The sequence below is a fragment of the Gallalistipes aquisgranensis genome (assembly GCF_014982715.1).
In the GTDB taxonomy this organism is placed as follows: domain Bacteria; phylum Bacteroidota; class Bacteroidia; order Bacteroidales; family Rikenellaceae; genus Gallalistipes; species Gallalistipes aquisgranensis.
In genome coordinates this window covers 1,147,094-1,160,422 of the sequence record NZ_JADCJY010000001.1, presented here as the reverse complement: position 1 = coordinate 1,160,422, position 13,329 = coordinate 1,147,094, and the positions used below count along the sequence as shown (strand labels likewise).

The following is a 13,329-nucleotide window of genomic DNA, read 5'->3' as shown; positions in this document are numbered from 1 at the left end:
GCTGTGTCCCGTGCAAGATTCGGGCCGTATTCTTTCTTCGCCGGTCGGAGCCGGAACGGATCGTGTGGATTTTTTTAGATCCGGCCGGAAGGACGCTGTCCCGGGGCGTGTGCATGGAGTCGGGCGATGCGGTCCAGGCAGCATTGTAATGATTCAGTCCAGCAGGGAACCGGAATACCTCTTCCGGCGATCTTCTCCTTGGACAGGACGCTGTACGGCGGACGGGCGACGGTGGACGGGTAGTCGGCCGAGGCAATAGCCTGCGCCCGAACGGAAAGCCTGGCCCGGGAGAAAATCTCCTGCGCGAAGTCATACCATGACAGGGAGCCTTCGTCGCTGTAATGGTAAAGTTCCATGCCGGGAGTACCTTGCCCGAGCAGTTCCACGGCCGCACGGGCCAGGTCGGCGGCATAGGTGGGAGAACCGATCTGGTCGCAGATCACCCGGGGAGAGACTCCTTCATGGCCCAGCCGGAGCATGGTAAGGACGAAATTGTGGCCGAACTCCGAGTAGAGCCATGAGGTACGCAGAACGGCGCCCCTGCATCCGCTCTCCAGTACGGCCCGTTCTCCGGTCAGTTTGGTCTGGCCGTAAACGTTCAGCGGGCCGGTGGGGTCCTCTTCCCGCAGGGGGCGGTTCAGGTTGCCGGGAAAGACGTAGTCGGTCGAGAAATGGATTAGGGGGATTCCTTTTTGGCGGGCCATCCGGGCGAGTAGGGTCGGTCCTGCCGCATTGATGCGCGAAGCCGTTTCCCTGTCGTTTTCGGCCTGTTCCACGGCCGTGTAGGCGGCACAGTTGATGACGGCTTCGGCCTGTGTGCGTTCCAGAAAGCGGAGGAGAGCGGCCGGATCGGTGATGTCGGCCTCCTGTCTGTCCGCGAAGATGAATTCGTGGCGGGGATATTCGGATGATATCCGTCCCAAGGTGAGGCCCAACTGGCCCTGGCTGCCGGTGACCGCTATTTTCATCGGGAGAGTATTTGCGGATCGTCGAACAGGAAAGCCCGCGAAAGGGGAGGGTGGCGGCGGTCCTTTTCCGAAAGGACGATGTCTTCGGCGGGCAGGCCCCAGTCGATGCCGATTTGCGGGTCGTCGTAGGCGATGCCGGCTTCCCGCTCAGGATCGTAGAAGGTGTCGCATTTGTATTGGAATATGGCTTCTTCGCTCAGAACGGCGAATCCGTGGGCGAATCCTCGCGGAATGAAGAACTGACGGTGGTTTTCTCCGCTCAGCTCCACGGCTGCGTACTGTCCGAAAGTGGGCGAGTTCCGCCGGATATCGACCGCCACGTCGAGCACCCGGCCGCAGACGACCCGCACCAGTTTGCACTGTGTCGCGGGAGGCAGTTGGTAATGCAGTCCCCGCACCACACCGTAGCGGGATTTCGATTCGTTGTCCTGCACGAAGCGGATGTTACAAAGAGCTTCGGCGAAACGTCGCTGCGAAAAACTTTCAAAAAAATATCCCCGTCCGTCGCCGAAGATATCCGGCTCGATCACTACGGGACCCTCTATTTTCGTGGGGATGACTTTCATGAATCTATGGCGTTACAGTTTCAGCAGATATTGGCCGTAGGGGTTCTGTCGCATCGGTTCGGCCAGTCGCCGGAGTTGCTCCCGGTCGATCCATCCTTGCCGGAACGCGATCTCCTCGGGGCAGGCGACTTTCAGCCCCTGCCGTTTCTCGATCACTTCGATGAAGGTCGAAGCCTCGCTGAGCGAATCGTGGGTGCCCGTATCAAGCCATGCGAATCCCCGGCCCAGAAGCTGTACGCTGAGCCGGTTTTGTTCGAGGAAGGTCTGGTTGACAGATGTGATCTCCAGTTCGCCCCGTGCCGAGGGAGTGATCCCTCGGGCGATCTCCACCGCATCGTTCGGATAGAAGTAGAGGCCTACCACGGCATAATCGGAGCGCGGCCTGACAGGTTTTTCCTCGATGCTCAGGGCACGGCCCCTGTCGTCGAACTCTACCACGCCATAGCGTCCTGGATCGTCTACCCGGTAACCGAATATGGTGGCTTCCCTCCGTTGCTCCGTATGGCGGACGGCGTCGGACAGCATGCGGGTGAAACTTTGTCCGTAGAACAGGTTGTCACCCAGTACGAGACAAAGGTCGTCGCCGCCGATGAATTCCGCTCCGATCAGCAGGGCTTGGGCCAGCCCGTCCGGTGAAGGCTGTTCTGCATATTCGAGCCGCAGCCCCCAATCGTTTCCGTCACCCAGCAGTCGCCGGAACGATGGGAGGTCTTCCGGTGTGGAGATGACCAGTATTTCGCGGATACCGGCCAGCATCAGCACCGAGAGCGGATAGTAGATCATCGGTTTGTCGTAAACTGCCAGCAGTTGTTTCGATACCCCTTTGGTGACAGGGTAGAGGCGGGTGCCGCTGCCTCCGGCCAGAACGATTCCTTTCATGGCTGCATCTCTTCGTGGGCGTAGGCGACCGCCCGGTTGACTCTCTCCAGAAAATCCCGTGCGCTACGGAATTCCCGCAGGGTTTCGGCCAACAGTCTTTCTCTTCCCATGTCGCTCTCGCGGAGCGGTTTGTCCAGATAGAAGTCCTTCAGGCGGAACAGATCGGCCTGCGGGCTGTCGGTGGGAAATCCGGCAGGAACCCGTTTCAGCATGTTTTCGCGGTTGAGCCGGAAGCCCCGGGCCTTTTTTATCGCGGCTGAGAATTCCTCTCCGTGGTCCAGAATCTCCTCTCGGATACTGCGGGCCGCGTTCGTTTCGGGTCGGTAAAGCCCCACGGAAAGCATGCTCCCGCCGATGAGCCCTCCGATTCCTTCCGGTTCTACATGGAAATAGTAGCCGCCGAATCCCGATTTTTTTCCGTGCGGGCAGATGTAGGTGCTCATATGGGTTTTGTAGGGACGTTTGTCGGGAGAAAAACGTGTGTCGCGGTAGATGCGGTAGATGCATTCTCCGACAGTGAGCCCCCGGACCGACGGATCGAACGAAACGATGCCGTCGATCAGCCGTTCCGTAAAGCGGTTGAATGTCTCCTGCACCTCGCGGTAACGGGCCCTATGCTCTTCGAACCATTTCCGGTCGTTGTGTCTGCTGAGTTCCCTCAGAAAAGCGAGTACGTTTTCCATGCGTATCTGGATTCCTTTTCCTGCAAAGATAAGAAAGTTTGACGGAATCGGAAGGCTCTCAGGTCGGTTTGTCTACTTGTGAGTGGCCGACCTGATAGTTGAGTCTGACAACACGCATGCATACACCAATATCAGCGTCGGGTACGACAAGCAGGACTACGATAAGGTGAACGGACGCTTCGAGGCGAACGGCACGTTCGAGTATACGACCGGCTACACGGCCAAAGACGAAAACCGGCTGGAGTTGATCAGTCCTTACCGGGCCGATTCAATAGGAATCGAACTGCTTTGTCAGGAGCGGGCCAATATTACGAAAGACGAGAAGTCGGACAACGATATTTTCGTGGTGGACATGGTGTTCAATGAGGAAGGGGGATATTATACGGAGTACAAAGGGATTGTCACCCGGGCCCGGGCGTATGTCGTCGATCCCGGGAGTGTGGACAATGCTCCCGGTTTTAATGTGGATACATTCAATGCCCGTTTCAATCCGTACTATCTGGTGAAGTATAACGAGAGCCTGATCGGAGTGATTACCGACCGGATTACCTATACGGCGACGGACATGTGTAAGGAGGCGGAGTTTATGGTTGAATATGAGCCTGATAAGTATGTTTTGGGTGAAAATATGCGAGAAAACCAACTGATCACGAAACACCTGTTCAGCCCGATAGAGTACAATTTCGCCACGGGCAATTGGCAAGGACTACCGCCGCAGGACATTCGAGACGGCCTTGTCTACTTCACTTATAAAGGGAGACAGTTGAAAGGGTATATTATCGAAGTGATGAAGAACTACGCCCACGAGACGGAGACGACATGGAGACTGCATGCGGTAATTGGAGAGGGAGAGTAATTTACTCTCCCTTGTTTTTTTGGCAGTGTTAATTTAGCTGGTCAAAATAGGGTATGGATTGGAGCATTATATCAATTTCGTGTTTATCGCACTTTTCACACATTTCTTTTATCAAGGCCATATTTAAACTATCGGTATATTTATAGGTTGAATCAGCCCATGCACTTCCGATAATTTTGTAGTCTTTATTCCGGATAAAGTAAGTTACTGGAATGCAAAAAATATCAAGATTCTGGCTAATCATATTGTTGACTGTAATACTTGAGGTAAAACGGATATGAGCTTCGCTTAATGCATCATTATCATCGGTTGCTTTTATTGTTTTTAATTCCGTTTCCCATTCAAGATTTCCATAGTAATCTTTGGATATTTTATATTCTTTGTACTCGTATTTGTGCTTACAAGCAACAAATGTAGTTAAGACTAATATTAGTAGAATTTTTTGCACAACTTTCATTATTTTGAGATGATATATCCGCAATAGTAACACATGTCCGTTTCGTTTTCAATTTCCTTTTTACATTCAGGGCAAATCTATTTATTGTGTGGTGGAATATCATTCTTAATTTCTTGAATTACATTTTTTTCTGACGTGGATTCAGTGCTTGGGTCCTTGTCGATGGTGGCTAATAATTCGTCTATTTGTTTGATTAGTTTGTCGTTTATACCAAGTGCATTAATGTTAGCATATTTATTCTCTTTTAAGAGATCGAATTTGTACCCCAGAAGATTTCTTTTGGCTTTTTCCACATCTCCAATATAAATGTCTTTCTTGGCAGTAGCCATTAAATCCGAGAAACAATTATCTTTTGGGAGCTTCGGTTTCACGTATTCCGATATTCTTTTGACATCGTTTGTCATTCCCCAAATTTTGAAAAATAGGATTATTTGCAGAATGCCAAATACGATAAAAACGATTCCGGTAATTAGTGCAAAAGTTTCCATAGAGTTGTTCTTTTACTTAAAGATTATTTATTGTTTGTTGATAACGACTATATCGATCAAGAAAGATTTAGAACCATTGCTTTAATTACTCGGTTTAGATAATCCCTTTCTTGTTTTGTTAATTTGGTCTCTGCTTTGTCAAATTCATATTCTAATTTTTTATAGCGTTCTTTTAGTTCTTTATTACTAATCTTTTTATGATGATTTAAATTGATCACATCTATCATCTTGTTGTTACAGTCTATGGCATTTTGCAGATTAACAGACAAAGAATCGCTACGGCTTGTTGTCCCAATATCAATAATGGAAAATTCGAAGCTTGGATAAGGTATGTTTAAATCATTTCCGGGTGAGCCGAAATGATATTTAACTGTTTCGTTGGAATTGGTGCGAATGATCCCGTCGAAATATACGGTTGAATAATTTGAAATGTTTTTCAAACTATTGTATATGTAGTCATTTTGCAGACTATCGGGATCAATGAAATGTGTGCAGTAAAAACTAATTTTTCGATACTTTTCCGGTTTGTATGAGATAATAAATTCAACGGCTGTACTATTTTCCCGGTATTTAATATCACTGATTTGCCCTTGCCAGTTTATGAACAGTCTGGCAGAATCCACATAGCGAAACAAATCATGCTCGAACTTGTTCATAAATTCGACTTTTTGAAGATCGTTTTGAGAATGGGATAGAGCCAGATTGTTGTTTAAAAGAAAGTTATCAAAAGCTCTTTGTTGGTGATTATATCTGGACTGATAGGTGCATGACCAGCAAACTAATATAATGATAATAAAAGAAAGGTATATTTTTTTCATAATTTCCAGATTTTTGAGTTAACGTTACCGAAAAATAGTCGATTCTTTTGTGATTTGCAAAATATTTTCCTGATGTTCTCCGGTCGGTATCGCAGGCGGCGATACCGGTGGAAAAAAACAGGGGATGCCAGATGTAAAAAATGCGGAGGGGCAATGTAAATAACCGGGAGGAGGAATATGGTGCGAGAGGGGCGTGGGAGCGGTAAATTTGTGGGGATAAAACCAAATTTATGATCTCTATATCCATATCCAGATTCAGTTCGCTGAATTTCGAAGACGGCTGGCGGCTCGGATTTCAGACAGATGCAGTTTATGAGCAACGGTTTCGGACGGGCGACCGGACTCATGTGCAGTATTCGGTGCCGAAAAATCCTTTATTCGCGGTGTTTCCCCGTCTGGTGGACAATGAGACGGGGGAGAAGAGTAGTCTGACGGCCACTGCGGTGACAACCGGGGAAGAGGCGGATTACAGTGACCAGCGGTTTCCGATCGCCACGTCTGAATGAAGCGGTGAATGGGGTTCCCTCGTCCCAGCACGTAAAGGGCGAGGCGGCCGACATTACGGTCGGCAATCCGGAGGATAACCGCAAGTTGTTCGAACTGATCCGCACTTCGGGGTTGGCGTTCGATCAGCTGATCGACGAAAGGAATTACACTTGGCTGCATGTCTCGTATTCTGACAATAACCGGAAACAAATCCTGCATCTGAAATGAAAACAGCGATTCCTGTAGTTGCAGCCGTCTTTTTTTGCCTGGGATTCTTTCTTCTGGGGCGGCGATATGAACGGAATCGGCCGTTGGAGTTACCGGTGCCGGATACGGTAATCCGCGTCGATACGATTCGTGATACGGTACCTGTTCCCCGAAAGGTATATGTGGCTCGGATAGACACCTGTTGGTTACGCTCAGCAGCTGATACAGTCTATGTTTCAGATACTGTCCGGGTACTCGTTCCTATTGAACGGAAGGAATACGAAACGGAGGAGTACAGGGCCGTGGTGGAAGGATGGCACCCGGCGCTGGTGGAAATGGAGGTCTATCCCAAGACGAAAACGGTCACTCAGTACGTAACCCGTGAAACGGTCAGGAAAACCCGCTGGGGAATCGGCGTGCAGGCCGGATATGGGGTAGGAGCCTGGGACGGGAAATCGAGGCTGGTACACGTCCTATTTTGGCATAGGATTCAATATGACTTACTCGTGTGGTAGCCGTCGCCCACCGAGCGGACATGTACACAGGAAATAAACGAAATGGATTGGGGACGTCCGATGAAAAAAATGCAAGGAATATTCCATGCATTTTTTCGTGAAACACAAACTCTTGTCCTTCTCCGCAGCAACGAAATCAGAACCATCAGACATTATTAGAGCGAACTATAAATTTGCCAGGAACAAACGGGCGGGTTCGAAACGATAGGTAGGTACCCCGAAAGAGGCTTACCTGTTCCAGATGCAACGATAATTGAAACGGCGGTTGGGGGCGGTGTCACCGTTGAGGCAGAGCGAAATCGGATCATTCAGATCGGCTGTATTGTCGCTCCATTTAAAATCGAATGCAAAACTGTTTCCTTCCAGACCCAATACCTTGCGTGGAACCGAAATCATCAGTTTGTTACCTTGGTAGCGAAAAACGACATTGGCCACCTTTATCCAATCCGTTCGGGCCTCGTCGTAACGCATCAGGGAGGTCTGAGTGTCGTTCTTCACGTTTTTGTTGATGATGAAATCGTAGCCGTACCATCCGGTATCCGAATTCTTATCGGCGTCTATCAACAGTAGCATCCAGTTGTCATCCGTGTGCGGAGTTAGCGTTTCAGCTGTTTCGGCATAGAAATAAATATTTTTTTTGTCGACAATCACCTTGCTGGTTACAATGTCGTTGCGTCCCGATTTGTTGATGTAGCGGATGCCTGCATAGCCGATGGCGTTGCGATGGAAGGTATCGCCTTGGGTGTCACGGTATTCCACAGGGTTTGCGTTCCACTGATCGAATGATCCGTCAAGATCGATCTTCCGGTAACCGTACAATTCCGGAATAGGGCGTACGCCTTTGTATCTGCGAATGTTTTGGGCCATCTGCATGTAGTAGTTGTCCCCGTAACCACCCTTGACCGGCTGAATACCGCGGTTGAATTCGGCATTGTACTGGTCTACAAAGAAGAAAGGGCTTTCGCGGCCCAGCCACCTCGTTGTTCCGCCGCCTTCGGGATGATATTTTCCGGCGGTCCATTCGTTCCAGTCATTGATGTAGATGAATTCGGGGTTGGTCGGGATCATCTCGTCCCAGCGCTCTTGGAAATAGATCCCGTAGTTTTCAGGGTTTTTCACTGTCTTACCCAACCAGGGAACATAAGTGGGTTCCGGCATATCGTACTCGTTGAGTCTGGGCTCGCCCCGTTCGCGGGTCCACGACTTGCCGACGCCCACCGAATCTTTCGGATTCATAACCACCGGATGCTGGGCCGGGGTGATAGCAGCCTGTTCTCCCTTGCCATTGTGTCGGGAAAGTAACTGTGCGGGTTTCATCACCTTGACCGAATCTTCGGCCAGGCTGTATCCGAAACTCCAGTTGTCTTCAGTACCCACGAAGCGTTTGTCGCCCCATTTGTAATAGCCCCACCACATGGTTCGCAGCGTAAAAAACTCTTTCACCTCTTTGGTATAGTCTGTATAGAATTCGTTGGCGTAATCGGGATCCTTGTAGTGTGGATGGTCAGGATCGGTGGCCGCAGCCGGATCATAATGGCGATTGGGATGCTTCAGCGAGGTGGTGTTAGCGTCGCGGGTCGGGTCGCCATTGTAAAGTAGCAGGGGTTTGTCGTCCCAGTAAAACCACAGATCCCGAAATCGGGATTTCTTATAAATACGATCGTAAAGATCTTGGACTACGGTGATTACTGGCCCGTTGAATGCCCAGAAGCAGAATTTTGGAACTTTATTGCCTTCGGCTTTCATCTGCTGCATGGTGGAGAAAATCACCTCCCATTCGTCCCAGTAACGTACGGCATTAGTCACGTCCATCACCAATACGTCCACGCCGGCATCGGCCAGCATCGACATATCCTTGCGGATCACCCATTCATCCTGACTTAGGAAATAACCCATTTCAGGCTCGCTCCAGTGGTAGGAGGGGGATCTCCAAAGCGGATGTTTGGCATCCAAGCGGGCTTCGGGATCCTTTTCGAGGATTTTGGTCACATCGGCATCGTATACTCCGTCACCGTCACCCAATTTCTGGGTATGCCAGGTAATGTAGAAAATACCGACCACGCGGCGTTGATCAGTCTTCACGGGACCGACCTCCTCGTAAGCGGGCATTTTACGGTTCAGGGCATCGTTGGCCACCCAGGTGTCGGGAAAAATGTCTCGGTACTCCGGGTTTTCGGCAGGGATATTCTTTCCCCCGCAGTGCGGATTGGAAAAGGCCCCCAACAACAAGGCTCCTGCCAGTAGCGGATAGGCGAGTAAACATTTCATCATTAGAAAGTTTGAGCAAGTTATAGTTCACCAAGACATCCGCCAACGGCGGATCGTTCCAGCAAGGTACGTCGGAATTTCCGAAAATACAAACAATCTGCGAATCCATACTTCCATTTGTCCGTTTTTCAGACAAAACCCTCTCGATTTTTCAGACAAGCCGATCGGCCGTAACCTGTTTTCTGCAAGTGGTATCGTTTTCGACACCAAGAAGTGAACGGGAGACAATCCTGGATTTATCCGATAAAGGGAAAATTCGCTCCAATCATAGTCCAGAGGTTATCCGGCTCCGATAACAGTAAGCGTTAGACTGTGCGAGACACAACGAGCCATCTGGAGTCCTCTTTTGCCATTTCAGACGCGCAGATTAATCCCGCGGATCGTTTCCATTCATCCGCCAATAAGCCACAGAAGTGGCCCGTACCCACCGAAAAAGAGGAGGTATATCGGGGACAGTGTTATCTATAGAGACAAGGTAAAACGGAGACGATCGAAATTGAACGCGAGTTGACGTGGTGGCAACAGACGAAAATGAAAGGGTTTTGGGCACCTCTCATCATACTGGGTCTGCTATTCCGTTCACCGCGTCGATCACCTATCTGATGGCACGGTCGACCTTCTTCTGGTCGAAACGGATGTATATGTCGGTTACCTCGTTTCCTCCGTGCCCGAGTGTGGCGGCAATGGTCTCTTTGGGAATCTCCAGTTCGGCAGCTATCATTGTCCATGTGTGGCGGGAGCAATGAAATTTGAGGTGTTTTTTTATTCCGCACACGTCGGCAATCTCCTTCAGGTATTCATTACATTTTTGATTGCTGATTACCGGCAGTAGTCGTCCGGTTTTTTTCTATGTTCAGCATATTTATCGAGTATTTTTATGGCAATATCGAGTAGTAAGACCGTCGATTTGACTTCTGTTTTATTTCTATATGTAATCAACCATAGTCGACCATCGTTTTCTCTTGATAAATTATCGACAGTTGCTTTTTGTGCATCGCTGTACGATAATCCCGTAAAGCAGCAGAAAATGAATACATCCCGTAGTTTCTCTATACGTTCAGAGGCAAATTTCTTAGATAAGATTTTCCCTAATTCATATTTATTCAAATATTCTTTTTTGGTTTCGGTCTTTTTGATCCTGAAATCATTAAAGGGATTGCGAGGCATCATTCCGTTTTGGAACGCTTTATTGACAGTCCATTGTAAGTGCTCCAAATGTTTTGCTGCGCTATTGTATGTCAAACCCTGAGTTGACAATAAATAGACATTAAACTTTTCAATGAAATCGAGCGTAATTTGATTAAAGCGAATGTCCCTGATTTGTAAATCAGAGTGCATAAAGGCCATGATATATCTGATCGTCCGGTCGAATTTGTCTTTCGTTACTTTCTTTAACCGACCGGCCTCGACCAATTTTTCTTTTTCAGTTAATCGCTCTTTAAAATATTCCAGTAAGGTCGGGGTTGCATTTTTGCCGAGAAAAAGGTTTTTGAGTATTTCGGGTGAAATATCCTCTCCTCGTTTTACAAGATCATTATGAATATTAATGAATCGTGCTTGTACCCCGTCGAGCATAGCATTTAATTCGACAGCTTCAGAAGATCGACCGATTGCACGATGTGTCCTTTGATCCCAAAGTTTTGGGGTAACTGATAATTTAAGGCTTACCTGTACGGGTTTTAATCCATTTACAGAAATTCGAGCCATGATTAGGTTCTTCCCCGTTTTTTTACCTGTGTCTTTTCGTGTGAAAAACAGGATTTCAAAACTACTTCTTCCCATAATGTTCTCCGTTCAATAGTTTTACAATAATAATTAACTGACACGGATCAAACACAGACACCCAAAAGACAATAAGCAGACAACATAAGGACTTATTAATCATTAAGTTACCTGTATATTCGTAACATGATTTTGAAAAAATCCGATCATGTTACGATTTAGGTGATTTCGTATGACAGGGAAATGTCTTGAAAAAGGCCCAAAGATGTCGGATAAAAAAAGAAAAAACCTTCTGAAACTTGCTTTCAAAAGGTTTTTGGCTTAATTTTGCTTGCCTTTGTCTTAGAGTTGACTTAGACTTTGGCGGTATGGACGGGACTCGAACCCGCGACCCCCTGCGTGACAGGCAGGTATTCTAACCAGCTGAACTACCACACCGTTTGGTTTTAGAACTTATAAATCCGTGTCGTTTCTCCGGTTTTGCAGTGCAAATGTAATACAAATTTATCAATATGCAAAAAAATCTTTAATTTTTGAAGAGGGAAAATTGTACGCTTCCGTAAGACCTTGATCCGTAGAACTTTGCATGGATGCTAAAATCGAACTTTTTCGAATGTTCGAAAATCAATATTCCCTCCGGCTTCAGCAGTTCCCGGGCGAAAACCAGGTCGATGACCCGATCGGAAGCTTCCAGGTCGTACGGAGCATCGGAAAAAATGATGTCAAACCGCTTGTCGCAATTTTTCAGGTAGAGAAATGCGTTGGCCTTGATCGGGTGGAGATTCTCCAATCCGTATCGGTCTGCGGTCTGACGGATAAAGTTGTAGTGCACGGTGTTGATTTCGACCGCAATCACGCTTTCGGCCCCGCGGGAGGCGAATTCGTAGCTAATCGATCCCGTTCCTGCGAACAGATCCAGTACATCGAGTCCTTCGAAGTCGATCCGGTTGCTCAGTACGTTGAACAGGTTTTCTTTGGCAAAGTCCGTGGTGGGGCGTGCCCGAAGGTTTTTGGGCGGTTGGATGGTCCGACCCTTGAGTCTGCCGCTGATGATACGCATTTCGTCAAATTTAGAGATACATGAATCGGGGGGATTCGTCGGCTGTCATATTTATATAATGGTGCCGCAACTCTTTTGCCAGTTGTGCGGCTCCAAGTCCTGTAAGCCGGACCTTCGCTTTCGACAGGTCGAACAGTGTATGCAAGTGTCCCATGTAATACAAAAGGTCGGCGACGCCTTGAAATGGAAGCATCTCCGCATACCGTATGCGGCTGTCGCGGAAAACGAGGCAGAGCAGATGCCGGCCCAGTCCGATCAGCACCTCTTGTTCCCCGACGGTTGCGATCCCCTGCTGCAAGGGGGAATAGAAGCGGACTGAGTTACCCCAATGATCGTACAGCGCGCGAAGTGTGTCCGTGTTCCAAACCATCACGCAGCGGACACCACCCGCTTCGGGCGAAACGACGGCCGTTTCATCGTGGGCCGGCATCAATGAATTGACGGCGAGATAGGAGGTCGCGGTCTCCTCTTCAAATATCGAAGTCGGCACGGCGACGGTCTTCAACGTCTCCAGCAGGACATTCACCGGGCCGTCCGTTCGTCCTGGAGCGTTTTTTTTCGCCAGTTTCCCAACGGTTTCGGGACCGGATGTTCCGGCGATGAAACCGCAGAGGGGAGCACGGTCTCCCTGCACCAGAAAAGAAAGTCCATCCGGCGATAACCGGATGGACAGTTTTTTTGTGCCGCAAGTCGTGTTATTCCCAGTTTCCGGCATCGTTGGTCGCTTGATCCATGGCACCTACTTTCAGCCCGGGGTACTTGTCGAGTTTTTCCCGGTCGTCTACCAGATTGCGCAGTTCCTGTGCATCCAGATCGCTCAGGTAGAGCTTATAGGGGGCGCGGACTTCAAAAACGGGAACGACAACGCCCGATTCCGTGGTGAACACTCCTGCTTCCAGATAGAATTTGGCATTGTCGATGCCGTTAGGAATGAAGGGGAAGTTCCGGATTGCCTCGGGTGAGAGTTTCTTGGCTCCAAATACGGTGTCGATGGCGGCCACTTTGAATTTTTCGCGTTTTACAAGACCTTTGGCTACGGCAAGCGAGTCATCGGCCGAACCGATGGCTTTCTCATACTCCAGCGAGTCGTTCAGCAGGAAGTGGATGAGGGTGTCGAAGCTGCCGGTGTATTGCTGATAGAGCTGTTTGTAAGCCCGTTCTGCCGTACGGATATCCTTGAGGCGCTCGATGATGGCTGCCTCACGCCGGGTCTGCTCGGCCTGGAAACGCAGGGGGGTTACGATCTGGTCGACGAGAATGTAGCCGAGAATGATGATCACAACGGCAAGAACGATCTGAATTACTTTTTTCATTTCTATTTTTAATTTAAGTTTGTAACGCGATTCCAACAGCCGC

At 48.9% G+C, this 13,329-nt stretch carries 16 protein-coding genes and 1 tRNA gene; 3 read left to right on the top strand and 14 right to left on the bottom strand.

Annotated features, from left to right (window positions below; all coding sequences use genetic code 11):
* Positions 1-74 precede the first annotated feature (74 nt).
* From rfbD to INF32_RS04515, 4 genes are read right to left on the bottom strand one after another with little or no spacing between them, the layout of a single operon-like run.
* Positions 75-968 (bottom strand): dTDP-4-dehydrorhamnose reductase, encoded by an 894-nt coding sequence (gene rfbD / locus INF32_RS04530; protein WP_226387216.1) that lies wholly within the window; start codon positions 966-968, stop codon positions 75-77.
* Positions 965-1,534, bottom strand: a complete 570-nt coding sequence (gene rfbC, locus INF32_RS04525) for a dTDP-4-dehydrorhamnose 3,5-epimerase (RefSeq protein WP_226387215.1) — start codon at positions 1,532-1,534, stop codon at positions 965-967. Before rfbC ends, rfbD begins: the two co-directional genes overlap by 4 nt.
* Positions 1,535-1,546: 12 nt before the next feature.
* Complete coding sequence (rfbA, locus tag INF32_RS04520) at positions 1,547-2,413, bottom strand: glucose-1-phosphate thymidylyltransferase RfbA (protein ID WP_226387214.1); 867 nt, start codon at positions 2,411-2,413, stop codon at positions 1,547-1,549.
* On the bottom strand, positions 2,410-3,096 hold the full coding sequence (locus INF32_RS04515; protein WP_226387213.1) for a DUF2461 domain-containing protein: 687 nt from the start codon (positions 3,094-3,096) through the stop codon (positions 2,410-2,412). Before INF32_RS04515 ends, rfbA begins: the two co-directional genes overlap by 4 nt.
* Positions 3,097-3,178: 82 nt before the next feature.
* On the opposite strand from INF32_RS04515, the gene INF32_RS04510 reads away from it, so the two are divergent.
* Entirely contained in the window at positions 3,179-3,952 is a 774-nt protein-coding gene (locus INF32_RS04510; protein ID WP_226387212.1) for a hypothetical protein, read from the top strand.
* Positions 3,953-3,980: 28 nt separating this feature from the next.
* On the opposite strand, the gene INF32_RS04505 is transcribed toward INF32_RS04510, so the two are convergent.
* The 3 genes from INF32_RS04505 to INF32_RS04495 all read right to left on the bottom strand — a co-directional run bounded on the left by INF32_RS04505 (position 3,981) and on the right by INF32_RS04495 (position 5,553).
* Entirely contained in the window at positions 3,981-4,409 is a 429-nt protein-coding gene (locus INF32_RS04505) for a hypothetical protein (RefSeq protein ID WP_226387211.1), read from the bottom strand.
* Positions 4,410-4,486: 77 nt separating this feature from the next.
* Positions 4,487-4,897, bottom strand: coding sequence for a DUF308 domain-containing protein (locus INF32_RS04500; RefSeq protein WP_226387210.1), 411 nt, complete (start codon positions 4,895-4,897; stop codon positions 4,487-4,489).
* Between the two features lie 56 nt (positions 4,898-4,953).
* Positions 4,954-5,553: a hypothetical protein gene (locus INF32_RS04495; RefSeq protein WP_226387209.1), complete on the bottom strand. Its 600-nt coding sequence runs from the start codon at positions 5,551-5,553 to the stop codon at positions 4,954-4,956.
* 633 nt (positions 5,554-6,186) lie between these two features.
* Here INF32_RS04495 and INF32_RS04490 point away from each other — a divergent pair.
* Together INF32_RS04490 and INF32_RS04485 are read left to right on the top strand one after the other, a co-directional pair.
* The gene (locus INF32_RS04490) at positions 6,187-6,429 is read left to right on the top strand and encodes a D-Ala-D-Ala carboxypeptidase family metallohydrolase (protein ID WP_226387208.1); all 243 of its coding nucleotides are present in this window, start codon (positions 6,187-6,189) and stop codon (positions 6,427-6,429) included.
* Entirely contained in the window at positions 6,426-6,923 is a 498-nt protein-coding gene (locus tag INF32_RS04485; protein WP_226387207.1) for a DUF6808 domain-containing protein, read from the top strand. Before INF32_RS04490 ends, INF32_RS04485 begins: the two co-directional genes overlap by 4 nt.
* Before the next feature lie 228 nt (positions 6,924-7,151).
* Here INF32_RS04485 and INF32_RS04480 read toward each other — a convergent pair whose 3' ends face one another.
* From INF32_RS04480 to INF32_RS04450, 7 genes are all read right to left on the bottom strand, one after another.
* Positions 7,152-9,191 carry a hypothetical protein gene (locus INF32_RS04480; RefSeq protein WP_226387206.1) on the bottom strand — a complete coding sequence of 680 codons (2,040 nt, stop codon included), beginning with the start codon at positions 9,189-9,191 and terminating at the stop codon, positions 7,152-7,154.
* A 595-nt stretch (positions 9,192-9,786) separates the two neighbouring features.
* On the bottom strand, positions 9,787-10,011 hold the full coding sequence (locus tag INF32_RS04475) for a tyrosine-type recombinase/integrase (protein WP_226388102.1): 225 nt from the start codon (positions 10,009-10,011) through the stop codon (positions 9,787-9,789).
* On the bottom strand, positions 10,011-10,973 hold the full coding sequence (locus INF32_RS04470) for a site-specific integrase (RefSeq protein WP_226387205.1): 963 nt from the start codon (positions 10,971-10,973) through the stop codon (positions 10,011-10,013). Before INF32_RS04470 ends, INF32_RS04475 begins: the two co-directional genes overlap by 1 nt.
* 301 nt (positions 10,974-11,274) lie before the next feature.
* Positions 11,275-11,351: transfer RNA gene (locus INF32_RS04465), tRNA-Asp, on the bottom strand.
* An 88-nt stretch (positions 11,352-11,439) separates the two neighbouring features.
* On the bottom strand, positions 11,440-11,973 hold the full coding sequence (locus INF32_RS04460; RefSeq protein WP_226387204.1) for an RsmD family RNA methyltransferase: 534 nt from the start codon (positions 11,971-11,973) through the stop codon (positions 11,440-11,442).
* Positions 11,974-11,983: 10 nt separating this feature from the next.
* Entirely contained in the window at positions 11,984-12,688 is a 705-nt protein-coding gene (locus tag INF32_RS04455) for a DUF3822 family protein (RefSeq protein WP_226387203.1), read from the bottom strand.
* Positions 12,669-13,286, bottom strand: coding sequence for a hypothetical protein (locus INF32_RS04450; RefSeq protein WP_226387202.1), 618 nt, complete (start codon positions 13,284-13,286; stop codon positions 12,669-12,671). Before INF32_RS04450 ends, INF32_RS04455 begins: the two co-directional genes overlap by 20 nt.
* Between the last annotated feature and the right edge of the window lie 43 nt (positions 13,287-13,329).

Excerpts from the sequence above, each read along its gene's own strand:
- rfbD (WP_226387216.1), bottom strand. The coding sequence starts at position 968 with ATGAAAATAGCGGTCACCGGCAGCCAGGGCCAGTTGGGCCTCACCTTG.
- INF32_RS04450 (WP_226387202.1), bottom strand. The coding sequence starts at position 13,286 with ATGAAAAAAGTAATTCAGATCGTTCTTGCCGTTGTGATCATCATTCTC.
- INF32_RS04470 (WP_226387205.1), bottom strand. The coding sequence starts at position 10,973 with ATGGGAAGAAGTAGTTTTGAAATCCTGTTTTTCACACGAAAAGACACA.
- INF32_RS04455 (WP_226387203.1), bottom strand. The coding sequence starts at position 12,688 with ATGCCGGAAACTGGGAATAACACGACTTGCGGCACAAAAAAACTGTCC.
- INF32_RS04480 (WP_226387206.1), bottom strand. The coding sequence starts at position 9,191 with ATGAAATGTTTACTCGCCTATCCGCTACTGGCAGGAGCCTTGTTGTTG.
- INF32_RS04500 (WP_226387210.1), bottom strand. The coding sequence starts at position 4,897 with ATGGAAACTTTTGCACTAATTACCGGAATCGTTTTTATCGTATTTGGC.
- INF32_RS04485 (WP_226387207.1), top strand. The coding sequence starts at position 6,426 with ATGAAAACAGCGATTCCTGTAGTTGCAGCCGTCTTTTTTTGCCTGGGA.
- INF32_RS04495 (WP_226387209.1), bottom strand. The coding sequence starts at position 5,553 with ATGAACAAGTTCGAGCATGATTTGTTTCGCTATGTGGATTCTGCCAGA.
- INF32_RS04505 (WP_226387211.1), bottom strand. The coding sequence starts at position 4,409 with ATGAAAGTTGTGCAAAAAATTCTACTAATATTAGTCTTAACTACATTT.
- rfbA (WP_226387214.1), bottom strand. The coding sequence starts at position 2,413 with ATGAAAGGAATCGTTCTGGCCGGAGGCAGCGGCACCCGCCTCTACCCT.
- INF32_RS04515 (WP_226387213.1), bottom strand. The coding sequence starts at position 3,096 with ATGGAAAACGTACTCGCTTTTCTGAGGGAACTCAGCAGACACAACGAC.
- rfbC (WP_226387215.1), bottom strand. The coding sequence starts at position 1,534 with ATGAAAGTCATCCCCACGAAAATAGAGGGTCCCGTAGTGATCGAGCCG.
- INF32_RS04460 (WP_226387204.1), bottom strand. The coding sequence starts at position 11,973 with ATGCGTATCATCAGCGGCAGACTCAAGGGTCGGACCATCCAACCGCCC.